The 22,309-nt window shown below is 62.2% G+C and carries 25 protein-coding genes; 9 read left to right on the forward strand and 16 right to left on the reverse strand.

The annotated features are described in order from the left end of the window. Positions 1 to 129, forward strand: a 129-nt coding sequence (locus tag RhoBH5_RS29110) for a hypothetical protein (protein ID WP_143541282.1), incomplete at its 5' end; no start/stop codon positions are given. A gap of 183 nt (positions 130 to 312) precedes the next feature. Beyond that, complete coding sequence (locus RhoBH5_RS29115; RefSeq protein ID WP_270009176.1) at positions 313 to 1,305, forward strand: iron-siderophore ABC transporter substrate-binding protein; 993 nt, start codon at positions 313 to 315, stop codon at positions 1,303 to 1,305. Here the strand turns inward: RhoBH5_RS29115 and RhoBH5_RS29120 are convergent. Beyond that, positions 1,281 to 1,730, reverse strand: a complete 450-nt coding sequence (locus RhoBH5_RS29120) for a winged helix-turn-helix transcriptional regulator (protein ID WP_007735410.1) — start codon at positions 1,728 to 1,730, stop codon at positions 1,281 to 1,283. The genes RhoBH5_RS29115 and RhoBH5_RS29120 overlap by 25 nt on opposite strands. Positions 1,731 to 1,848: 118 nt before the next feature. On the opposite strand from RhoBH5_RS29120, the gene RhoBH5_RS29125 reads away from it, so the two are divergent. After that, complete coding sequence (locus RhoBH5_RS29125) at positions 1,849 to 2,700, forward strand: SDR family oxidoreductase (protein WP_270009177.1); 852 nt, start codon at positions 1,849 to 1,851, stop codon at positions 2,698 to 2,700. 52 nt (positions 2,701 to 2,752) lie between these two features. On the opposite strand, the gene RhoBH5_RS29130 is transcribed toward RhoBH5_RS29125, so the two are convergent. Beyond that, positions 2,753 to 4,354 (reverse strand): MFS transporter, encoded by a 1,602-nt coding sequence (locus tag RhoBH5_RS29130; protein WP_270009178.1) that lies wholly within the window; start codon positions 4,352 to 4,354, stop codon positions 2,753 to 2,755. Positions 4,355 to 4,422: 68 nt separating this feature from the next. Here RhoBH5_RS29130 and RhoBH5_RS29135 point away from each other — a divergent pair, with 68 nt between their 5' ends. Beyond that, positions 4,423 to 4,998 (forward strand): TetR family transcriptional regulator, encoded by a 576-nt coding sequence (locus RhoBH5_RS29135; RefSeq protein ID WP_003941498.1) that lies wholly within the window; start codon positions 4,423 to 4,425, stop codon positions 4,996 to 4,998. A 3-nt stretch (positions 4,999 to 5,001) separates the two neighbouring features. Here RhoBH5_RS29135 and atzF read toward each other — a convergent pair whose 3' ends face one another. The 6 genes from atzF to RhoBH5_RS29165 form a co-directional block, all read right to left on the reverse strand. Continuing rightward, positions 5,002 to 6,711, reverse strand: a complete 1,710-nt coding sequence (gene atzF, locus RhoBH5_RS29140) for an allophanate hydrolase (protein WP_065352105.1) — start codon at positions 6,709 to 6,711, stop codon at positions 5,002 to 5,004. Positions 6,712 to 6,728: 17 nt separating this feature from the next. Further along, positions 6,729 to 7,430 (reverse strand): GntR family transcriptional regulator, encoded by a 702-nt coding sequence (locus RhoBH5_RS29145; RefSeq protein WP_019744458.1) that lies wholly within the window; start codon positions 7,428 to 7,430, stop codon positions 6,729 to 6,731. 76 nt (positions 7,431 to 7,506) lie between these two features. Next, a complete protein-coding gene (locus RhoBH5_RS29150; RefSeq protein WP_003941526.1) occupies positions 7,507 to 8,040 on the reverse strand; it encodes a carboxymuconolactone decarboxylase family protein in 534 nt (177 codons plus the stop codon). Beyond that, positions 8,037 to 8,843, reverse strand: a complete 807-nt coding sequence (locus RhoBH5_RS29155) for an SDR family NAD(P)-dependent oxidoreductase (RefSeq protein ID WP_042923321.1) — start codon at positions 8,841 to 8,843, stop codon at positions 8,037 to 8,039. The genes RhoBH5_RS29150 and RhoBH5_RS29155 overlap by 4 nt, the downstream gene beginning before the upstream one ends. A gap of 96 nt (positions 8,844 to 8,939) precedes the next feature. Further along, positions 8,940 to 10,193, reverse strand: coding sequence for an MFS transporter (locus RhoBH5_RS29160; RefSeq protein ID WP_270009179.1), 1,254 nt, complete (start codon positions 10,191 to 10,193; stop codon positions 8,940 to 8,942). A 9-nt stretch (positions 10,194 to 10,202) separates the two neighbouring features. Then, a complete protein-coding gene (locus tag RhoBH5_RS29165; RefSeq protein ID WP_039973481.1) occupies positions 10,203 to 11,192 on the reverse strand; it encodes an LLM class flavin-dependent oxidoreductase in 990 nt (329 codons plus the stop codon). A gap of 227 nt (positions 11,193 to 11,419) precedes the next feature. Between RhoBH5_RS29165 and RhoBH5_RS29170 the strand changes: the two genes are divergently transcribed. From RhoBH5_RS29170 to RhoBH5_RS29180, 3 genes are read left to right on the forward strand one after another with little or no spacing between them, the layout of a single operon-like run. Next, positions 11,420 to 12,049 (forward strand): SipW-dependent-type signal peptide-containing protein, encoded by a 630-nt coding sequence (locus tag RhoBH5_RS29170; protein ID WP_007735401.1) that lies wholly within the window; start codon positions 11,420 to 11,422, stop codon positions 12,047 to 12,049. Between the two features lie 7 nt (positions 12,050 to 12,056). Then, positions 12,057 to 12,674, forward strand: a complete 618-nt coding sequence (locus RhoBH5_RS29175; RefSeq protein ID WP_230359616.1) for a hypothetical protein — start codon at positions 12,057 to 12,059, stop codon at positions 12,672 to 12,674. A 10-nt stretch (positions 12,675 to 12,684) separates the two neighbouring features. After that, on the forward strand, positions 12,685 to 13,293 hold the full coding sequence (locus RhoBH5_RS29180) for a signal peptidase I (protein WP_054827776.1): 609 nt from the start codon (positions 12,685 to 12,687) through the stop codon (positions 13,291 to 13,293). A gap of 352 nt (positions 13,294 to 13,645) precedes the next feature. Here the strand turns inward: RhoBH5_RS29180 and RhoBH5_RS29185 are convergent, their stop codons facing one another. The 8 genes from RhoBH5_RS29185 to urtA all read right to left on the reverse strand — a co-directional run bounded on the left by RhoBH5_RS29185 (position 13,646) and on the right by urtA (position 20,206). Beyond that, positions 13,646 to 13,867 carry a hypothetical protein gene (locus RhoBH5_RS29185; protein ID WP_042923314.1) on the reverse strand — a complete coding sequence of 74 codons (222 nt, stop codon included), beginning with the start codon at positions 13,865 to 13,867 and terminating at the stop codon, positions 13,646 to 13,648. A gap of 114 nt (positions 13,868 to 13,981) precedes the next feature. Then, entirely contained in the window at positions 13,982 to 14,482 is a 501-nt protein-coding gene (locus RhoBH5_RS29190) for a hypothetical protein (RefSeq protein ID WP_064114035.1), read from the reverse strand. Between the two features lie 205 nt (positions 14,483 to 14,687). After that, positions 14,688 to 15,377, reverse strand: a complete 690-nt coding sequence (locus tag RhoBH5_RS29195) for a GntR family transcriptional regulator (protein ID WP_020906727.1) — start codon at positions 15,375 to 15,377, stop codon at positions 14,688 to 14,690. Position 15,378: 1 nt separating this feature from the next. Next, positions 15,379 to 16,071 (reverse strand): urea ABC transporter ATP-binding subunit UrtE, encoded by a 693-nt coding sequence (gene urtE, locus RhoBH5_RS29200; protein WP_003941544.1) that lies wholly within the window; start codon positions 16,069 to 16,071, stop codon positions 15,379 to 15,381. 3 nt (positions 16,072 to 16,074) lie between these two features. Continuing rightward, a complete protein-coding gene (gene urtD / locus RhoBH5_RS29205; protein ID WP_003941545.1) occupies positions 16,075 to 16,911 on the reverse strand; it encodes an urea ABC transporter ATP-binding protein UrtD in 837 nt (278 codons plus the stop codon). Beyond that, the gene (gene urtC, locus RhoBH5_RS29210; protein ID WP_047268868.1) at positions 16,908 to 18,014 is read right to left on the reverse strand and encodes an urea ABC transporter permease subunit UrtC; all 1,107 of its coding nucleotides are present in this window, start codon (positions 18,012 to 18,014) and stop codon (positions 16,908 to 16,910) included. The genes urtD and urtC overlap by 4 nt, the downstream gene beginning before the upstream one ends. Then, on the reverse strand, positions 18,011 to 18,895 hold the full coding sequence (urtB, locus tag RhoBH5_RS29215; RefSeq protein ID WP_003941514.1) for an urea ABC transporter permease subunit UrtB: 885 nt from the start codon (positions 18,893 to 18,895) through the stop codon (positions 18,011 to 18,013). The genes urtC and urtB overlap by 4 nt, the downstream gene beginning before the upstream one ends. Positions 18,896 to 18,949: 54 nt before the next feature. Further along, positions 18,950 to 20,206, reverse strand: a complete 1,257-nt coding sequence (gene urtA, locus RhoBH5_RS29220; RefSeq protein WP_007735391.1) for an urea ABC transporter substrate-binding protein — start codon at positions 20,204 to 20,206, stop codon at positions 18,950 to 18,952. 267 nt (positions 20,207 to 20,473) lie between these two features. On the opposite strand from urtA, the gene RhoBH5_RS29225 reads away from it, so the two are divergent. Both RhoBH5_RS29225 and RhoBH5_RS29230 read left to right on the forward strand, forming a co-directional pair. Further along, on the forward strand, positions 20,474 to 21,214 hold the full coding sequence (locus RhoBH5_RS29225; RefSeq protein WP_003941474.1) for a TetR/AcrR family transcriptional regulator: 741 nt from the start codon (positions 20,474 to 20,476) through the stop codon (positions 21,212 to 21,214). Between the two features lie 126 nt (positions 21,215 to 21,340). After that, positions 21,341 to 22,309 (forward strand): ABC transporter substrate-binding protein (locus RhoBH5_RS29230; RefSeq protein WP_270009180.1); only part of this gene is annotated, 969 nt, incomplete at its 3' end.

The raw sequence follows: 22,309 nt of genomic DNA on the forward strand, positions 1-22,309 counted from the left end.
CTGACCTTGGCCCAGAAGTGGGACCTCACGGTCAACGAGTTGGCACGCAACGTCCACACCCACCCCACACTCAGTGAGGCACTGCAGGAAGCGATCCACGGCCTCGCCGGCCACATGATCAACTTCTGACGGCAGGGCCTTCGGCCCCGTGCGCCTTTTCGGTAGTTCGCACTACCGGAAAGGCACACGGGGTTTTTCGTCTTTTGTGTCGAGTTGTGTTGCGAAACCGCCATCTGAGGCCTTCGAGTCGGGGTGTAGGCGCGCAACGCATTAGCGTCCCGAGTCGACCATTCGGCTTTCGAAGGACCACTCATGAAAACTCGTTCCGTACTGCTCGCGGCTTGCGTCGCGCTGACGCTCTCCGCCTGTGGAACCTCAGGTGACTCCGGATCGGACACCGAAGCTTCGGGTGCCGCCGAGGCGGGGGCGTTCCCCGTGACCGTCGACCACGCCTACGGTTCGACGACGATCGACGCGGAGCCTATGCGCATCGTGACCATCGGATGGAGTGGCCAGGATGCGGTGATCGCACTGAACAAGGTTCCGGTCGCCATGGAGGGCTTCTCCGGCGACGGCATCGAGAACAACATCCTGCCCTGGGACGCTTCGCGTCTGAACGGTGCCAAGCCCGTTCTCATGACGACCAATCCCGATATCCCGTTCGAGCAGATCCTCGGGCTCGATCCCGACGTGATCCTCGCCGTCTACTCCGGCATCGACGAGGGCGAGTACAAGCGCCTCAGTGACATCGCGCCGACCGTCGCGTTCCCCGACCAGCCGTGGGATACGGCGTGGGACAAGCAGATGAGCATGATCGGTGCAGCGCTCGGACAGCCGGAGCAGGCTCAGACGCTGATCGACGAGACCGGGGCGTACTTCGAGAAGCAAGCCGCTGATCACCCACAGTTCCAGGGCAAAACCGCAACGTATGCAATGCGCACCGACGAGGGCCTGATCGTCTTCTGCGGCACCGACCCGCGGATCCGTCTTCTCGGCCAGCTCGGGGTGAAGACCTCGCCCGGTGTCGACGCAGTGTGCACTTCCGGCGACAGTTCGGTGTCCGTGGGCATGGAATCCATCGACACACTCGACGCCGACGTCTTCATTCTCGTCGACGCCGACGGCACCAACCTGGACAAGCTCATGTCCTTCGGTCCGTTCGCGAACATGACCTCGGTGTCGAACGGCCGTCTGGTTCGTCTGGTCGGAATGGACTACGCGATGGCTACGTCCGCTCCGACGGTGCTGAGCGTTCCCTACGCATTCGACGAGTTCATCGCTCAGCTCTCGGACAAGTTGAGCTGATTCCGGGCGTCGTACGACGCTTGTGACGCAACGATTTTCGGCACCTGCGATTCGAGTAGTTCGATCAGGGCCGTGATCTTTGCGGCGACGTCGGCGCCGAGTTCGGTCAGGCTGTATTCAACTTTGGGCGGGATGGTTTCGAGTACCTCACGGTGCACGAGGCCATCCCGCTCGAGTGTTTGCAGGGTCTGCGAGAGCATGCGCTCGCTGACTCCGTCGACGCGTCGGCGCAGGGCACTGAACCGGTACGGGCCCTCGTTCAATGCCGCCAGCGCGAGTGCGCCCCAGCGTCCGGTTGCATTCTGCAATGCCGCCCGAGAGTTGCACCCGCGAGCGAAGACGTCAGCCTCGAGTGTTGGGTCCACGACGTCGGCATTCGGATCAGGGGTCTGGGCAGCACGTGAAGGTGAGTCGGTGCTGGTCATGAACCCAGGCTACTACTGCACGATCCCATAGCGCTAACTCGACATGTTGCACTTACGAAAAATAAGTGCATGATGGTTGCAGAACGCATTTACGCTTCAACCTGGATCGGGAGTTCGCATGAGCATTGCAGTCACCGGCGCAACCGGAAACCTCGGACAACTGGTAGTCGAGTCGTTGATCGAGCGGGGAACCGCCGCGTCCGACATCGTCGCAGTGGTCCGCAATCCACAGAAGGCGGAAAGCCTCGCCGCCCGCGGAGTAGTTGTACGCCAAGCGGACTACGCCGATGCCTCGGCGTTGGAAACCGCATTGGCGGGCGTCGACAAGCTGGTGCTGATCTCGGGAAGTGGAGTGGGGTCACGGCTCGCGCAACACACCAACATCATCGACGCGGCGAAGGCTGCCGGCGTCGGATTCATCGCCTACACGAGCATATTGAATGCTCAGGACACGCCGATGAAGCTTGCTGCCGAGCACAAGGCGACCGAGGACGTGCTCACTCGGAGCGGTATTCCGTTCGCGCTGTTGCGAAACGGTTGGTACTGGGAGAACTTCACCAACGACCTGGCCGGTGTGATCGAACGCGGCGCACTGGTCGGTGCGGGAGCGGAAGGCAAGATCGCGGCTGCGGCGCGTGCGGATTACGCCGACGCCGCAGCAGTAGTCGCGACCACCGATGGCCACGAAGGTGCAGTGTACGAGTTGGGCGGTGACGAGAGGCTCACCTATGCCGAATTGGCCGCAAAGATCAGCGAATTCGCCGGCAAGCCCGTCGCGTACCAGTTCGTGGACGCGGAGGCATACGAAGGCATTCTCGAGAGCGTCGGACTGCCTGCACCGGTTGCGCAGATCCTCGCCGATTCCGATGCTGCAATTGCCAAGGGGGCGTTGGACACCGAGTCTGGCGACCTGCAGAAGTTGATCGGCCGCAGCAGCACTCCGGTGGCTGAGGTGTTGAGGAAGGCCTGACCTGCTGTGCGCCTTTATTAACCGCGGGCGGTTAATAAAGGCGCACAGGGGGTTACCCCATGTGGACTGCACCCTCGGCGGGCAGATCACCCTTCTTGGCGCGGACCAGCACCAGCACTACCGGTGCGATGATCGCCAACAGGATTGCCGCCCAACCGAATGCGGCCGAGTATCCGGATACCTCGGCGCCGAAGAAGTAGTCCGTCATCGAGGCGACGAAGTCCTGCACCGGCTGGGGGAGTAGCGCCAATTGGTCACCAGTCGGGATGGTCGCGTTCGACATGTCGACAGGAATGCCTTCCGGCGGGATCGGCGCCGCGTTGTCGGCGGCGAAGGCCGACTTTGCCGAAGCGTAGATCGTGGTGAACAGTGCGGTTCCGAGTGCGCCGCCGATCTGCAGGGTGGCGTTGACCAGGGCACTGGCAGCGCCGGCGTCGTGGTCGGGGACACCGATCAGTGCGAGGTTCTGCATCGGCACCATCAGCAGACCGAGTCCGAAGCCGAAGATGGCGAGGCCGGGGAACACGTGCGTCCAGTAGGAGCTGTGTACCTCGATCTGGGTCAGCATGAGCAGTCCTACTGCTGCCACCAGCGGGCCGGCGACCATGAGCGGCTTGGGGCCGATCTTGGTGGACAACTGCGCTGCGATGGTCGACGCCAAGACGATGAAGAACGCCATCGGCAGCGATCCGACGCCGGCCATGACCGGGCTGAATCCGAGCACGATCTGCAGGTAGAACGTCAGGTACAACGTGCCGCCGAGCAGGGCGGCGCCCACCAGCATGGAGCCGATCAGAGCAGCGCCGCGATCGCGATGCCACGGAACGCTCAGCGGTAGAAGCGGATTCTTGCTGCGGCTCTCGACGACCACGAAGATCGCGAGGAAGACCAGACCCAGTGCGATGAACAGCAAAGTGTCCGCCTGACCCCAGCCGTGCTCGGCGCGTGTGAATCCGTAGACCAGTGAGCCGAGCCCCAGGGCGATGAGGACAGCGCCGGGAAGGTCGTAGCTCGTGTCGCCGTGCGCTTTGGTTTCCTTGACGATCGGGACGGCTGCAGCGATGGCGATCAGCGCGATCGGGATGTTGACGAGCAGGCACCAGCGCCAGTCGACGTACTGCGTCAGCACTCCACCGAGGAGCAGGCCGATGGCAGCGCCACCGCCGGAGATCGCGCCGTAGACGGCAAAAGCCTTGGCGCGCTCCTTCTCTCCGATGAAGGTGGTGGTGAGCATCGACAGCGCAGCGGGCGCGAGCAATGCTGCGAAGACGCCCTGGCCGGCGCGAGCGATGAACAGTTCGATACCGCTCTGCGCGATGCCGCCGATGCCGGAGGCAACCGCGAAGCCCGCCATGCCGACGATGAAGGATCGCTTTCGGCCCCAGTAGTCGGCGATACGTCCGCCGAGGAGCAGCAGCGCACCGAACGCCAAGGCGTACGACGTGACCACCCACGCGCGGTCAAGGTCGCTGATGCCCAGTTCTTCCTGGGCTGCCGGTAGGGCGATGGAAACGATGGTGCCGTCGAGCACCACCATGAGTTGAGCGAACGCGACGATGCAGAGCACCAGCCAGCGACGTTGATGATTCGGATTCTCGGAGACAGCCGGGATCGGTGGCAGAGTGCCGCCGTCGACGTGGGACGTGGTGGTCATTGGAAAAAGGTATTCCAGCCTTCTCGGGTGAGTCAAACGAAATAGTTCGTTCGGTTACCATCATCACTATGGCTCCCACTGACGTGACCGCGACGAAACAGCGAATCCTCGACGCTGCGCAAGAAGAATTCGGCACCTACGGGCTTGCCGGTGCGCGCATCGATCGGATTGCGAAGAACGGAAACGCCAGTAAGGAGCGCCTCTACGCCTATTTCGGTGACAAGGTCGCGTTGTTCCACGCGGTGCTCGACGTCGACTTCGAGCAGGCGATGGAATCCGTCGAGTTCACCGGTGAAGACATGCCCGCGCATGCTGTCGAACTGTTCGACGCAATGCTCGGCAAACCACAGATTCAACGGATGATGATCTGGGGTCAATTGCAGGGTGAGGCACCACGGATGAAGAAGTTGGCCGAGGAACATTCCAGCTGGGTTCCGCGAATGGCCACGATCCGCAAGGCTCAAGAAGACGGCCTCATCTCGAAGCACTGGGACCCACAGGACCTGATCACGATGCTGTTCGGCCTCGTGTTCGGCTGGGTGGTGGCCCCCGGTGTGGCCGACAACCAGAACGTCGACGCCGACGAGATCGCGCGCCGCCGTGAAGTGGTGCGCGAGGCCGTCACTCGAATCTGCAAGCCGTGACTGTCAGCGAGAGAGGTACGCGGCCCAACCGCCGTAGTCGGTGATGTCAGCTGCGCCGTTTACGGCGTCATGAGTGCAGCTGAAACCGACTGTCGTTCTGCCGTCGGATAACTCGACGCTCGTGAGCGCCATCGGTGCAGGCAAGGCGGCGAGGAACGTTCCCAGCCCGGCCGGTGAGATTCGGAAGATCTCGCCGACGACCGGTGCGCCGAGTCCAGGGCCACGGCGTACCAGGCCGGGCTTCGGTGGCGTCGTGTCGAGAGCGAAGAGCCGGTAGGCATCCGAGGTCGTGACGGTTTCGACGTACCGCGCGCCGAGGTCGACCAACTGTGTGTTGAGGGGTTGCCCGCGCAGGTGAGCGCCGAATACTGCGAGGTCGATTCCTGTATCGACGAGGGTGGGTGAAGGCACACCGCCGAGTCGCGCAGCGAGGTCGATGGCGATCTGGTCGTCGAAAGCGGGTACGACGAACATGACGCCGAACGGGTGATCTTCGGCAGTGCGGTGTCCGGGCGCCGCGACGGCCGCCATGTCGAGCAGGTTGCAGAAGTTGGTGAAAGTTCCCATCCGGCGGTTGATTCCGAACGGATCCTCGGTCACGGCGGCAATCGTCGGGTGTTCGGTGGTGGTGGGAAGCAGTAGGGCGTCGAACCCGGCGAGGAGTTCCCGGGCGGCAGCCTTGGCGCGGGTGAGAGCATCGAGATCGTCGACTAGCTGGTATCCGGTGGGGTGCTTCGCACCGAGCACGATGTCGGACACCGCGGGATCTGCTCCGGCAGGACGAGTTTCGAGGAACTCGCCGGCAGCGGCGTACCGCTGCGCCACTACGGCGCCGTCGTAGAGCAATCGGGCCGCGTCGAGCAGTCCGGATATGTCGACGGTCTCGGTCTCGGCGCCGCCGGCTACCAGAGCTGCCACAGTGTCCTGAAATGCTGCTGTATACGACGGGCTCAGTTGAGTGAGATCCTCGATTCGGGGGACGGCGACGCGGGGATTCGGCGCCGCCGCGAGACGAACGTCGGAAGGCCAGACGCGGCTGCGGGGATCTCGAGGTTCGTGGCCGATCATGATTGCCGCTGCCGCGGTTGCCGATTCGAGGTCGTCGGCAAATACCGTCAGAGCGTCGTAGTCGACGCAGGCGGGCACTACTCCGTGGGCTGGGATGACGCCGAGCGAGAGCTTGAGTCCGTAGATCCCGTGGAACGCTGCCGGCACCCGGCCGGAACCGGCGGTGTCGGTGCCGATTCCGATGTCTGCAATTCCCAGCGCGACAGCGACGGCGGATCCGGAGCTACTACCGCCCGAGATCAACTCTTCGTCCCAGGCGCAGCGAACGGCTCCGTACGGACTGCGCGTTCCGACCAGTCCGGTGGCGAACTGGTCCAGATTGGTCTTCCCCAGAACAACAGCCCCGTGCTCGATCAACCGCGCAACGGCACTGGCGGTTTCGTCCGGCGAATACGCGAATTCGGGGCACGCCGCTGTGGTCGGCAGACCGGCGACGTCGACGTTGTCCTTGACGGCGACCAGACGCCCAGCCAGAGGAAGATGCTCGCCCGCGGCGATTCTGGCTTCGACCGAAGCGGCATCGGCAAGCACATCTTCCTTGCGGCGCAACGTGATCCAGACTTCGGGGCGATCTACTTCCTCGATCCGCTGGAATGCCTGCTCGACCCGGGCTGTCGGGGTGAAAACTTCTGCTGCGATGGTCATGGTGTGTACTGCTCCGATCAGTCCGTGATGTTGGCGAGTGAGAGCGCGGTGATCGCGCGGGTCACCCGGTCGAGGACGACGTCGAGAGACTCGCCGATGTGCTGGTGCAAAAGCGTGCGGGCCTCGGGCAGATTGCCGGCACGTAGTTCTTCGAGGATTCGAATGTGCTCCGCGATCGAGGTGTCGATGCGGCCGTTGACCATGAAGTCGTACATCCGAACGTGCCGGATACGGGAATTCACCGACAGCAGCGACGCGACCAGTTCATTGTTTCCCGACGCCCTCAGTACGGCGACGTGGAATTCCTCGTCCAGTTCGACGAACCCCGGTTCCTGAGCGGGCGGATCGAGAGCCAGGGCACGCCACCGCACCAATTCGTCGTCGAGGATTGTTCGGTCGTGCCGGATCGTCGGATCTGCGATCGCCCGGGTAATTCCTTGTAGTTCCAGAGTGATTCGGAGTTCATACAGATCTCGGATCCGCGGGATACTCGGGCGCACGGCGGAGAACCCGTACTCTTCCCGGCGCAGGAGTCCATCGGCGCACAGCATCGTCAACGCTTCCCGTACTGGTGTGCGAGAAATGCCGAAACGCGTGGAGAGTTTCGGTTCCGTCAGGCGCTGATCGAACCCGATAGTCCCGTTGACCAGTTCGGTGCGTAGTTCCCGGTAGACCACCTCACGCAGTGGCTCCGGCGCCGTATTCATCCCTGTCGACATACCTGTATACGCTATTGATCAGGTGTTTCGTCCAGATGTCTTCGGGTTAGAGCTGAGTTACGGCCGCCGCGGAACTTCAGGAGAAGTCGCGCTGAACCCGCAAGGTTCCGATCGTGGTGGCCAGGCCGTCGTACTGAGTGACCAACAAGGTGAATTCGATCAACCGACGATCGTCGAGATGCTGCGAGAGCGTTCCCCACGTGTCGTCGGTGACGTCCTTGGTGGTGACCAACTCGTCGACCGCAGTCAAGATCGCACGGTGACGCGGACTCAACTCGGAAGCGCCAGGGCCCTCGATGATTCGGGCCAGTTCTTCTGCGTCGATTCCGGCTTTGCGGCCGAGCCTGATGTGGTGATCCATCTCGTAACCGCAGTCCCGCAGGTGCGCGACCCGCAGGATGATCAGTTCGGTGTCGTGGCGAGAGATCTTGCCGCCGGGCATGAGTGAGCCGGAGTAGTGCAGCCAACCGCGGAAGAGTCCACCCGTGCGCCCCAAGGTGCTGAACAGATGCGCATCGGGTGCTCCGGCAGCCTTCGACAGGACACGCCAGATTCCCCAGTTGATCGGACCGAGGTCCTTGAATCGGCCGGGCGGGATGCGGGGGTTCATGCGACTCCACGGATGTGAGAGGGACGGAGGTCTATAGCTCGTTGCGCGATGTGGCGAACCGCGGCGCTGCGGCGGGGCGCGTGTACGCGTGACTTCCGGCCGACGATACCGCGTTCGAACGCGTCGACGGCGTCAGCGACGGTCGTGGTGCCGGCGCTGGCGAGGGTTCCGCGTGCTCCGTCGAACGACAGTGCGGTGGTATCGGTGTCGATGTCGCCGATATACGCGACGCCCACCTTGGTGCCGAGGTGTTTCATTTCCAAGCGCAACGCGTCACCCAAGGCTTCGACGCCGGCGCGCGAAGCACCGAACGGTCCGCGAAACGGATGCTTGGCGGCGCCGTGAGCCGAGGCGACCACCAGGGCGTAACCGTTTTCGTGACTGATGTGCGGACCGGCTGCGCGCAGGGTGTAGTACGTGCCCATGAGGTTGACTTCGACGGCGCGGCGCATGTCCGCAGGGTCGCCGCCGAGGATCGACGAGTTCGCCTCGACCCCGGCATTGGCGACGACGACGTCGATGCCTCCCAGCTTCTCAGCGATGTAGTCGACGCCGCGAGATACCTGCTCGAGGTCGGCGACATCGCACAACTGCCAGGGCGCGCGGCCGCAGGAAGTAGCGACTTGCTCGAGAAGTTCCGGCTCGAGGCCGAGCAGTCCCACGGACGCACCACGGTCGTACAGGCGTCTGGCCAGCGAAGAACCGATATTGCGGGCAGCGCCGGTGATCAGGATGCGCCGACCCGTCAGGTCGTCCGCACTACTCTTGGCCGATTCGGCCTTGCCCGCCTCGCTCTTGCCCATTGCTGTGTCCCTACGCAGTGACCTTCTGGTCCTCCGACGCTAACACCGCCGGGTAGCTGCGACTGCAAGTACCGCCAACTCCGTCCGAACGGGTGTTCAGACCGATGCGGCTTCGAGACGCGGATGTGACGAGGAAGCCTGGGTCGACCGCAATCGACGGAATCGGACCACGGCAACGACGGCGGCAACAGCGGCGAGGATCACCAACGGCAGCGACGGACCCATCGTGGGTTCGATGACAACCAGTAGCACCGGCAGTCCGAATCCGAGATAGGTGCCGACGTAGAAGATCCCGGTCAGGGCGCCCCGCGAGGCGGGGGGAGCCAGCGACTCGAGGTCGAGCAGTCCCTCGCGTAGACACAGTCCGTAGGCCGTACCGAGGACGAGCGCGCAGACGATGAACAACCCGAGCGCGGGGTGCGCGCCGCCGACGGCGACCAGGCAGTATCCGAGCGCCGCCAGTGCGGCGCCGACCGTGCCGGCCTGAGGACCCCAATTGCGATGGCGCGCAGCGGTTTGAACCAGGATTCCAGCACCCAGAGTCAGCGCCGCCGCGAAACCCGGAAGGAGAGGACCTGAGTAGCGGTCCCCGAGCCTGGCCGTCATGGTCACGAAAGAGACTGTTGCGCTGGCGAACACCCACGGCGCCAACGGAAGTGCCCAGAGCAGCGCATTTGCGACGGAGCGCTCCGCGCCGTCTGGCGCATTTGCGACGGAGCGCTCCGCGCCGTCTGGCGCATTTGCGACGGAGCGCTCCGCGCCGTCTGGGACGGGTGTGATGGTCGCGGCTTCTACGGAAACAGGTGTACGACTCCACACAGCTGCCGCGGTAACCGAACCCACCGACAAGAAGGCCGAGACGACAAAGGGCGTAGCGAGTGGGAAGGCGGCAAATTGTGCCAACAGACCCGAAAACAGTGGTCCCAGTGCGAAACCCGAGGTGAGTACTACGCCCGCCATCACGGTTCCGGACTTGCCGCGAAGGTCAGCCGCCCACGCGGTACCGGCGCCGATTGCCAGACCGGCACCGATACCGACAACGAGGCGCCCGACCATGAGCCCGGGCGCGTCGTGCAAGAGAAGAAGAATCAAGGTTCCGAGCGAGGCTATGAGCGCTCCGGGCAGGACGACTACAGCTCGGCCGACGCGATCCGACAGTGCTCCACCGGTCAACAGGCCGGGTAGAAGTCCGAGCGCGTAGATACCGAAAACACCGTCGAGCACGGTATGCGAAAGGCCCTCGTCCACCCGGAGAACCGGGATGAGCGCAGCAAAGTGGTTGGCGGCCCAACCCGTCGAAAGTAGAACTGCCAGTACCGAGATGAACCCGCGACGGGATGGATCGCCCATACCGGCAGCTTAGGCGGGTACCAGATCGCTCACGTCGGCGAGGAGTTCGAACGTGCGCAACCAAGCCTCGCGGTTGGTGCCGGTCGACACCGTGATCAGCTCGTCGGCCTGTGCATGCTCGGTGAACTCGTCGAGGTAGGCGCGGACCTCCGTGGGCGTGCCGATGGCGCTGTACTTGGTCATCTGCAGAACCTGCTGACCCGCGGGGGAGTCGAGCAGCATGTCCGCTTCGTCGTCCGTGAACTTGCGTCCGCGTCCGAGAAGAAGGCTGACGCGCGAACGCTTGGCCGCGAGGAAGTCCTGCTGAGCCTGCTCATGGGTGTCGGCGGCGATGACGTTGACGCCCGCGATGACGTACGGCTCCGCCAACTGCTCCGACGGCTTGAACTCGCGTCGATAGATCGCGACGGCGTCGCGCAGGGCGTTGGGGGCGAAGTGCGAGGCAAATGCATACGGCAGGCCGAGCATCGCGGCGAGCTTGGCTCCGAACAATGACGATCCGAGAATGTAGAGCGGAACGTGAGTGCCCTTACCGGGAACGGCATTGATTCCGGGGACGCGCGAAGTGTCGCCGAGGTAGCCCTGAAGCTCGAGTACGTCCTGCGGGAAGCTGTCCGAAGAACTCGGGTCGCGTCGCAAAGCCTGCATCGTCTTCTGATCACTACCGGGCGCGCGACCGAGACCGAGATCGATGCGACCCGGGTGCAGAGTCTCGAGGGTGCCGAACTGCTCGGCGATCGTCAGCGGCGCGTGGTTGGGCAGCATGATTCCACCGGCGCCGAGGCGGATTTTGCTGGTGTGCGCGGCGACGTGGCTGATCAGAACGCTGGTGGCCGAAGACGCGATGGAACCCATGTTGTGGTGCTCGGCATACCAGATTCGCTTGTAACCCCACTCCTCGGCACGCTGCGCCAAGGTCACGCTGGCGTCGAAGCTGTCTTTGGCGGTTTCGTTGTCGCCGATGTGGGCGAGATCGAGGATGGAAAGTGGGACGGCCATGAATGTGGTGCCTTTCTCAGCGAATAGAACGCAAACGTCGTTGGAAGGTGCAACCATCTGGCCGGCTTTCCTATTTCCGCCTGGTCAGCGCCCACGGATGGTGGCGAGGCGGACAAGGCGTGAAGTTCTTGTCTCGATTTCGGTCATTTCGGATATTTCGGATGAAATTGGGGGCTAGATTTCCCGAATCGGAGGTTCTTTCGCATTCCAAGTGAATCGAGACCAGCATGGCCACTGATCGGAAGGCTGTAAACAAGCGCAAAGTACGTGCATTACTTGCCGGAGGACTTGTCCTCGGTATCGGCGCCGCTGTCACCTTGGCGGCGTGGACAGACAACGTTTTCGGCGACGCGCAGTTCAAGACGGGAAGTTGGAATCTCCAGGGCAGCTTCGACGGACTGACGACCTGGGGTGAGTATCAAGTGGACGCTTCCGCCGGCCACTTCCAATTCAGCACGGGATTCGACGCACTCTCACCCGGAACGACGGTATACGCGCCGGTAGCGCTTCGGATCGGTCCCACGGCCAGCACTTCCGGCGCGACGGTACAACTACTCGGTGCAACGGGCGGTGATACCGACCTCAAACCCGCCCTGCGGTACTCGGTGTATCGAGGTGTCCCCTCCACGACCTGCACGGCAGCGGGAATTGGAGCAGGAACAGCATGGGTAGGCACGACAGCCAGTCCGGTGGCCTTGACGGCAGGTTCGGGTTCGGATGTCACCTTGCTAGGCACGGGCGTGCCGGTGGAACTGTGCTTCGCGGTCACGCTGCCTGCCGGAGTCGACCCTTCGATCGTGTCGGGCAAGAACACCGGGCGCTTGCTCTGGCAGTTCACCGGCCAGTCCACCCCCTGACGCCTGCGTGGTCACACGGCGAATGCGTCAGGTGTACGCACTGGCGGCCTCGGGACTCGTCCTGGGTATCGGTGCAACCACCGTGGCGGCCAGTTGGGTGGACAGCACGATGGGCGATGCATCGTTTCGCACCGGAACATTCGGAATCGAGTCGAACGTCGGCGGCGGATGGTCGTCGCATTCATCCAGTGCCCCTGGCGTTTTCACGTACACGCCCTCGGCGCTCCTGATTCGCCCCGGTGCGTTCTCGTACGGCCCGATATCTCTTCGAACAGTGCCGGTCTCGCCGGCAGCATCCGTCACTCTGCAGGCGGCCACGGTTGCCGGCGACTCCACTCTGGCGTCGGCGCTGCGGTATCGGGTGGTCAAGTCGACGACCTGTGATGCGTCGGCCTTCTCCACGGGAACACCACAATTCGTGGTGGGAAGTGCGACGGTGTTTCCGTCGCTCTCAACTGGTTCCGCAGTCGGGGCCATCGCGCTACCCACCGGTGGAGCGTCCCCGGGCGCCGCGGTGGCGCTGTGCTTCGAGATTTCGCTGCCCGCAACCTCGGCTAATTGGAGCAACTCGGCGCTGACCGGTAAAACGGCAACTCCCACTTGGCAGTTCAGTGCAACACCCTGAAGGAGCTGCAATGCCAACACATGCCCGGGCAACACATGCCCGGACGAAGAAGCGTTCGGTCCCCACGATCATCGGGGACTGCATCCTTCAGGTTCTTGCAGTCGGTGGGGTCATCTGTATCGCTTTGGTGATCTGTGCCTTCGTTTTCGACATCACACTGATCATGTTCAAGACCGGATCGATGTCGCCGACCATTCCAACCGGATCTCTGGCAGTTGTGCGGGAAGTACCGGCAGATTCCGTCGAGGTGGGCGACGTCGTCACCGTCGATCGGGGAGTGTCCGAACTGCCGGTGACCCACCGGGTCGTCTCCGCTCGTACCCAGGACAACGGCATCACGATTCTCGATCTCAAGGGTGATGCCAACGCTTCGGCTGATCCCGCGGTATACGAGGTCACCACGGTCCGAAAGGTGCTCTGGCACGTTCCGGGATTGGCGCGGGTGATCGTCTACTTCTCGAATCCTCTTGTGCTGGGGGCGATCACGCTGACGATGGCCGCTTTGGTGGTCGCGGTATTCTGGCCGCGCAATACCGATGACGACGATGATGCCGACTCGGCCGACCCGAAAACAGAACCCATTCAGGTTCTTCTACCGCCAGACGGCGGTAGACAATGAAGCGTCGCCACCTGTTTTCAGTCATCGTATTGGCAGTTGCGGTTGTTCTGGGCTCTGGTTTCTCGTCTCACCCACTCCTCGGAGAGACAGAAGCGGCGTGGACAGACTCCGAGTACGTTACCGGCCCGATTTCCACCGGTTCATGGACGACGAGTGGGTACGGCAGAGGCGCCGGCGGGCTCGGGTTGTCCAGTGGCGGAATCGTGATAGATCTTTTCGGCAGTTCGATGTTCGAAGGTGTCTCACAACAGAACACGATTGGAAAGGACCTGGACACAACCAATCTGGTGGTTGCAAAGCTACTGGGCGTCAACTCGTTGTCCCGGACCGGATCGATCTCGTCGTGCGCTGCCTACTCGGTCGGGCAGCCTGCGAGCGGCCGCTGCCAGTCGGCAATTGTTTCGGATACCGATGCGACGTCGACACTCACCTCGATGACCGTGACAGTGAACTTGCTGTCTCTACTGGGGGTTGATCTGGTCAGTGCGCCGATAGTCACTGTGGCATCGCCGATTACGGCAGGGGCTGCGTGCGATACCTCGAACAGGGCATCGGTATCGGCGAGTAGCCCCACGAATCAGGTGACGGTGGGATCTCGCGTCCTCACGATTCCACAGCCTGCCGAGAACGCATCGGTGACGGTAGCAGGGGCGGACGCCACTGTGAACGCCGCTGGCTTGGCGACGATTCAATACACGAACATCAAGCTCGTGAGCACGCGAACGTCCACGGCAACAACGGCGCAATCGACGCTGAGCGTGAGTCTTTCGATGGCAGCTTTTGCGATTCTGGGGGCGCAGATACTGGGCACCACAAACGTGACATTCAATCTTGTAACGGCCCAATGCGGAATTGGCAGCGCGACATACCCGGTCACGCCGCTGAGCCTCCCAACCGGATTTGCTGCGCGTGCGGTCAGCCCGACGTCTACTTCGGTGAGCGAACCCCCGTCATCGACGACTTCTTCGACCACGGCAGCTGAGACCACGGCAGCTGAGAACACTGCAGGGATGACGACCACCGCGTCTGTGCCGACACCGACAGCAACCCCGACATCGACAGCAACCCCGACATCGACAGCAACCCCGACAACGACGGCTACACCAACTACGAGCACACCGGCGCCGGCGGATCCAATCGGGACAGCGATCCACGGCCCCGCCGATTCGAGCATCTCCGCCTTCACCACGGATACCGGACTCTCCTGCGAGGTTGCTCCTGATGCGGACTACACGAGCGAAGTTGCAGTCGAATGCTCGGACGGCACAACGGGTACGGTGCCCGGTTCTGTACTCGGCCCGAAGCCAACCGTACCGGGGGAGTACCTCAGGATCCCCCTGACGAGAGACCACGTCACCGAAGTCTTCACCCTGAAGTCAGCGACACGACGCTGATCAGTTCCGCACAGCGTTGGCCATGGCGGCCAACGAGAGGGCCTGCCGAGCGCGGTCGAGGACAACCGCACGAGAGATGTCGATGTGCGACACCAGTGCCTCGTGTGCTTGCGGAATCTTGCCGTCCAGCACCAGTTCGACGACGGAGATATGTTCCTCCACCGTGGCCTTCATACGGTCGGGAGTCAGGTAGTCGAACATCCGCACGGGGCGCAGCTTCGAGTTGACGGCCTGAAGAGCGTCGACCAACGCGTGGTTTCCGGACGAGGCGAGGAGCGCGATGTGGAACTCCTCGTCGAGCGTCACGAAACCGGCGTCCGGTACCGGCATCTGTTTGAGAAATGCGTACCACTTGTCGAGTTCGGAACCGAGCGCGTCTCGATCATGAGCGGGGGCCTCACCGTCGAGTACCCGCCGAAGTCCGTGTACCTCGAGGAGTATGCGCAGCTCGTAGAGGCCACCCAACTCGTCGAGGTGCGGTCGGTACGGAAAGAGGCCGTGTTCGTCGCGCTCGACCAGCCCGTCGGATTCCAACTTCGCGAGCGCTTCGCGCACCGGTGTTCGCGAGACACCGTAGAGATGAGCCAACCGTTCTTCGCCGAGTCGTTCGGATGGCGCGATCTGACCGGACATCAGATCGTTCCGGATCGACCGGTAAACCTGCTCGCGCAGCGGCGGCCGCACACTCATGTCAGATTGCCATCGCTCGACGAACCGCCTCGGTGGACGTGGTGCCGCCCTCACCGGTCGAGGTCACGTGTCCCGCCGCGAGAATGCTGTAATGCTGCGCAGATTGGAGCGCGAAACCGATGTGCTGCTCTACGAGGAGGACACCGAGATCGCCGCGTTCGGTGAGTTCCATGACGGTCCTTTCGATTTCGGCGACCACGTTGGGTTGAATGCCCTCGGTTGGTTCGTCCAGAATGAGGATCTTGGGCTCGGTGATCAGGGCGCGAGCGATGGCAAGCTGTTGTCGCTGCCCACCGGAGAGAAGTCCCGCGCGACGGTCGAGGAGCGTGGTGAGTGCGGGAAACAGATCCAATGCCTCTGCGATGAGTGCCTTTCCGCGTTTGCGCCCGTCGGCGACCACCCGAAGATTCTCGGCAGTTGTCAGTTGTCCGAACGACTGCTGACCCTGGGGTACGTAGGCAAGTCCGCGAGCGACGCGGGCGCTCGGCCGTAGACCGGTGATGTCCTCACCGTTCAGAAGTACCTTTCCCCGTGTAGGTTTGATCAGACCGACGGCGGCGCGCAGCAAGGTGGTTTTACCCGCACCGTTGTGACCCATGACTGCCGCAACTCCGTCGCTGGGAACCAGCAGGGATACGCCGTGGATCACTTCGGTGCGTCCGTAGCCGGCGCGGATGTCGACGAGCTCGAGCATGATTCAGTCCTCCGGGGTCGGTTCGGTGTCGGCGCCGAGATCGGTTCCGGCAGCGGCGGTGCCGAGGTAGACCTCTTGCACCTTGGGGTCGGCTTGGACCTCCGCCACAGTTCCTTCGGCAAGCACTTTCCCAGCGGCGAGCACTGTGACGGACGTGGCGAAGGATCGCATGAAGTCCATGTCGTGCTCGACTACGACGACGGTTCGCGCACCGCCGATGCGCCGCAGAAGGTTCCCGGTCTCCTCGCGCTCCTCGAGGCTCATGCCTGCGACGGGCTCGTCGAGCAGGAGCACGGAACAGTTCTGTACCAACAACATTCCGATTTCGAGCCACTGCTTCTGTCCGTGCGCCAGAATGCCTGCGGCGGTGTCCCTGAGGTGCTCCAACCCGGTTGTCTCCAGCGCCTCTTCGATCTCGGGAAGCACACCTTTGCGTTTTCTGAGCAGGTTCCACGGTGATCGGCCGGCTCCGGCCGCGATGTCGAGATTCTGCAGCACCGAGAGCTCTTCGAAGACGCTTGCCGTCTGGAAGGTTCGCCCGACGCCGAGGCGGGCGATCTTGTGAACCTTCTTGCCGAGCAGTTGCTCGCCGGACTTCGTGATGGAACCCGTCGCGGGAACGAGTCCGGTGATGGCGTCGACCAACGTTGTCTTTCCAGCCCCGTTCGGGCCGATGAGAAACCTCAGGTCGCCCTGCATGAGGGTCAAGTCGACGCCGTCGACGGCCTTGAAACCGTCGAAGCTGACCGAAAGATTTCGTACTTCGAGGTACTCGGACGACATTCCGGCGTTGCCACCCAGTGCCGGTGTGGGTTCGCTGGTGGCGGTTGTGTTGGTCATGACGACACCTCCACTGGTTCGGGTTGGGAGACCTTGACCGGCGGGTCGGCCGGGGCCTCACGCTTCTTGCGGTGGCGCATCAGGGCGAACAATCCGGCCACACCTGCCGGGAAGAACCCGACCACGACGATGAACATCAACCCTTGTGCGTAGATCCATCCCGAAGGGAGTTTCTCCGAGAATGTCGACTGCGCCCACGCGACGCCGATCGCACCGAGTACCGGACCGAGAAGCGTTGCGCGGCCACCGATCGCGACCCCGATGAGAAAGGCGATTGACGGAACGATCCCGACGTCGGCGGGGGAGATGATGCCCACGATCGGAACGAACAGCGCACCGGCGATACCGGCGAGGAACGCCGCGGTCACGTAGGCGACCAGTTTGATGTTCGCCGGATCGTATCCGAGGAAACGTACTCGCTCCTCTTGATCACGGACGGCGACGAGGAGTTCGCCGTATCGGGAGTTCATCAGCTGGCGAATCAGAGCGACCGATGCGAGAAGAACTCCGGCGGCGATGAAGAACAACATCTGCTTGTTCGCCGGATCGTTGAGGTTGAAACCGAAGAACGTGCGAAAGCGGTTGAGGCCGTTGCTGCCACCGATCGACTGCTGGCCGATCAAGAGGATTGCGAAAGCCGCGGCGAGTGCCTGCGAGAGGATCGCGAAGTACGCGCCCTTGACTCTCCGCTTGAACACACCGAGTCCGAGGAGAAAGGCAACAGCGGCCGGCAGGAAAAGGATGGCGAAGATCGCCACGAATGGCGAGGCGAACGGTTGCCAGTATCCCGGCAGTTCGGTCTTGCCGGCGATGGACATGAAGTCCGGGACCGCGTCACCCTTGAGTTCGGCATCGGCGATCTTGAGGTGCATCGCCATCACGTATGCGCCGATCCCGAAGAACACCCCCTGGCCGAGCGTGAGCATTCCGCCTCTGCCCCAAGCCAAACCGATACCGACAGCGACTATGGCGAAGCACAGGAATTTGGCCAACAGTGACAGCCTGAAGTCCGAGAGCACAGCCGGAGCGACGGCGAACAGCACGATGGCGGCGAGTGCAAAACCGCCCCACACCCGAATTCGGGAATTGTTCAGGATGCTCATACGAGGCTCCTCGTCTTGACTGCGAACAGGCCCTGCGGCCGAACTTGAAGGAAGACGACGATGATGACGAACACGATCACCTTCGCGATCGACGCTGTCGTCGAGTACTCGATGAACGAGTTCAAGATGCCGAGGGCGAAGGCTGCGATCACGGCTCCCTTCATCTGACCGAGACCGCCGACGACAACAACCAGGAAGGCGTCGATCAGATAGGACTGGCCGATGGTCGGGCTGGTGGAACCGATGAGCGTCAACGCGACACCCGCGACGCCGGCGAGCCCGGAACCGAGGAAGAAGGTCGTGATGTCCGTACGACGAGAGGAGATTCCGCTCGTCTCGGCCAGATCGCGATTTTGGACGACGGCCCGGATGCGTCTACCCATCGACGACTGCTTCAGTGCGACCGAAAGTGCGATCACTGCTGCGATCGCCAACACCAGAATGAAGATGCGGGTTTTCGGCACCACGGCGCCGAAAATATCGACCCCGCCCGAAAGCCAGCTCGGCGCCGAAACATTGACTGCCGGCGCGCCGAAGATGTCGCGCGCCAACTGCTGAAGGATCAATCCGACGCCGAATGTCACCAACAGGGTGTCGAGGGGTCGGTGGTACATCCGCGATACCAGGACCACTTCGAGCACAACACCCATCAGTCCGCCGACGACGAAACCGACGAGCAGAGAAATGATCAACGATCCCGTTGCATTCGAGATCACCTGCTGCACTACGTATGCGGTGTACGAGCCGGCCATGATGAACTCGCCGTGTGCCATGTTGATGACACCCATCTGCCCGAACGTGAGAGACAACCCCAACGCTGCCAACAGGAGAATCGATCCGATACTCAAACCCGTGAACAACTGCCCGATCACAACATCCATGACAGACGCTCCACCTCTCTACTCGTCGATTCCGTCAATTCCGCCTTTTGTCGATCAGCTACCGAGCCCCTCAGCCCAGGGGTAGTTCTTCAGGTACGGATCCGGCTCGATCGGCTGTCCCGAATCCCAGACCGTGTAGATCAGTCCGTCGGAACGGATTTCGCCGATCCGGGCAGTCTTGGTGATGTGGTGGTTGTCGCCGTCGATGGTGACGAGTCCTTCGGGCGCCTGGAAGGTCACACCGTCGGCGTTGTCCTGAATATCCTTGACCGCAAACGAGTTGGCCTTCTCGACGGTGTTCTTCCAGAGATAGACGGAGGTGTATGCCGCTTCCATCGGATCGGACGTGGGCTTGTCCTGGCCGAACTTTGCCTTGTACGCCGCGACGAACTTCTTGTTCTCGGGGGAGTCGATGGTCTGGTAGTAGTTCCACGCCGTCAGCTGGCCTTCCACGTTCTGGACTCCGATACCACCGACCTCTTCCTCCGCAATGGAGACGGAGACGACGGGCATGTCGGCGGGCTTCAGGCCGACATTTGAGTATTCACGGAAGAACGCAACGTTGGAATCGCCGTTGAGTGTGTTGAACACGGCATCGGCGTCGGCTGTGCGGACCTTGTTCACGATGGTGGAGAAGTCGGTCGAACCCAGAGGCGTGTAATCCTCGCCCTTGATCTCGATGCCGTTCGCTGCCGCGTACGCCTTGATGATGCGGTTGGCGGTCTGAGGGAACACGTAGTCGCTGCCGACCAGATACAGCGACTTGACGCCCTTCTCCTTCAGGTAATCCAGAGCCGGGATGATCTGCTGGTTGGTCGTTGCGCCCGTATAGAAGATGTTCTTCGAATCTTCCAGTCCCTCGTACTGGACCGGGTAGTAGAGCAAAGAGTTGTTGTCCTCGAACACGGGCAGCATGGCCTTGCGGCTCGAGGAGGTCCAGCCACCGAAAACTGCTGCGACGCAATCGCTGCTGATCAGTTTCTCGGCCTTCTCGGCGAACACTGTCGGCTCCGACGCGCCGTCCTCTGCGACGATCTGGATCTTCTTACCCAGTACACCGCCGGAATCGTTGATCTCCTGCACCGCCAACGAGATGGAGTCGCGGACCGTCACTTCACTGATGGCCATGGTGCCCGAGAGTGAATTCAGGGAACCGACCTTGATCGTGTCCCCCGAGGTGTCGACGCACGACGTAGCCGTCGAATCTCCCGATGCGGTGTCTGTTGCCTTGCTTCCGCAGCCGGTGAGAACCAAGCCCAGCGCGGCGAGAGCGGCCGGCGCGGCAAGGGTGCGCTTCGAGAAGGTTCGCATGTACGGGCCTTTCGTGTCGATGGCTCTGGCAGGCAATGGCTCTGACAGATCTGTATCCGGAGTGCGTATACAACGCTGTATTCGTCGAGTGCACAGAGTAGGTGGAAGTTGTTGCGGTGGAATGACTGTCGGTGACAAGTGTGTGTCCGGTGTTTCGATTGGGTGTCCAGGACCTCACACCGCAGGTCAGCGAGGGTGCGGTGTTAGCATCGACGAGAAATTGATCAAGCACTCGCTTGACGATCGGAACGTCGGAAGGATCTTCTCGTGCGCTCGACCCGACGGGACGAAATACTCGCTCATGCGGCCAAGCTGTTCAGTGAGCGGGGGATCGCCGCGACGACGGTGCGAGACATCGCCGACGAAGTCGGGATCCTCTCCGGCAGCCTCTATCACTACTTCGACTCCAAGGATGCGATAGCCAACGAGATCGTCGTCCGGTTCCTCGAAGATCTCAACGTCCGGTACGAGGACTCGATCGAACCGGAAGGTTCGGCTCGAAATCGCCTGGCCACGATGGTGTCGGTCTCTTTTGCCTCGGCGGTGGATCACCCGTATGCCACGGAGGTCTATCAGGGAGAAGCCATACTTTCGTCGCAACCGGCGGACGCGCCCATCACCATCCTGGTTCAGAAGGCACACAGCTACTGGCGATCGGCTATCGCTCGCGGAATTGCCGACGCGGAGTTTCGGGAAGACATCGATCCCGAACAGTTTCACCGTCTCCTGCGTGAATCCGTCTGGTCCACCGTCGCGCAGTATCGCCCGCAGCTTTCCGAATTGGCCGAAGATCTGCAGCGCAATCTGATTTCGGTTTTCCTGGACGGCTTTGCCGCACGTTCCGTCGACGGCGAGCCGGTGGCACGCATTGCGCGGCGCACGGCGAAGAAGGAAGCGCAGACCGAATCTCCCGACTCGGACCTTGCCGAACTCCGCTCTGATGTCGACGAATTGAAGTCCGTCATTCGCGAACTCAGCTCGTCGATCCGGCAGCTGCAGAAGCCGTAACACCGCAGTTCCTGCGCGTGTAGTTCGGATTTTGACTATCAGTGTGACCCAGTGCATACTTCTGTCCACACTCGTAAATCAAGCGCTTGTTTGATTTACCAAGCACAGTTTGGACGGGAGTTCGATGTGAGACTCGGAAAGGCGATCGCCGTCTGCGCGGCAGTGGTCCTCGGGGCGAGCGCGTGCGCATCTGCCGGTGTCATTCCCGAAGACACCATCGTCATCGGTTTGGACGAGGACTCCACCGGGCCCGGTGCGTCGTACAGCACGATCGCCGGCAAGACGGTGCGGATGACCGTCGACCTGATCAACCAGGCGGGCGGAATCAACGGTAAGCAAGTCGAATTGGTTGTCGAGAACGACGAGAGCAGTCCCACCAAGACCCCGTCGATCATTCGGAAGTTGGTCGATCACGGGTCCAGTGCGGTCATCCTCGCCACGGGCAGCGGGTCGGTGCTGCAGGCCAAGTCGATTCTCCAGCAGTCGAAGATTCCTGCGATAGCTCCGGTCGTTCTCAGCGACGCCTTTGCCTCGGCGCCCGACAACGACTTCTCGTTCATGATTCCGAACTCGTTGAAGCAGTACGCCCAGGTGTACTGCGGGGCTTTCGAGAAGATGGGGTACAAGTCCCTGGGAATTCTCGGTGACGCGAGTGCGTCCATCGACGGAATCATCAAGACCCTGCGGCCGGCGCTCGAGAAGTGCGCGAGAGTGACGGGCGTCGAAAAGGCGCCGGTCGATGCCGCGGACATCACCGCACAGGTCTCACGTCTCGCGGAAACCGAACCGGACGCGATTCTGGTCGCCAGTATCGGCGGGCACTTCGAAATCCTCGCGCACAACACCTTGTCGAAGGTCACCCCGCAGACGCAACGCTTCTCACTCGCTTCCATCGGAAACCAGCCCGCATCTTGGGCTTTGGCGGACTCGAAGGCGTTGAGCGGCATGGTGTACATGGGCTCGCTCAGTGAGAACAACCCGAGAACCGCCGAACTGCGTCGCAAGGTGCAGGCGGTGAAGGGGCCTGATTATCAACTGACCGCCTACGACGCACAGGCGTACGACGCCGTCATGATGTTGGCCGAGGCAATCGAA

It is taken from the genome of Rhodococcus sp. BH5, assembly GCF_027583855.1.
In the GTDB taxonomy this organism is placed as follows: Bacteria; Actinomycetota; Actinomycetes; order Mycobacteriales; family Mycobacteriaceae; genus Rhodococcus_F; species Rhodococcus_F qingshengii.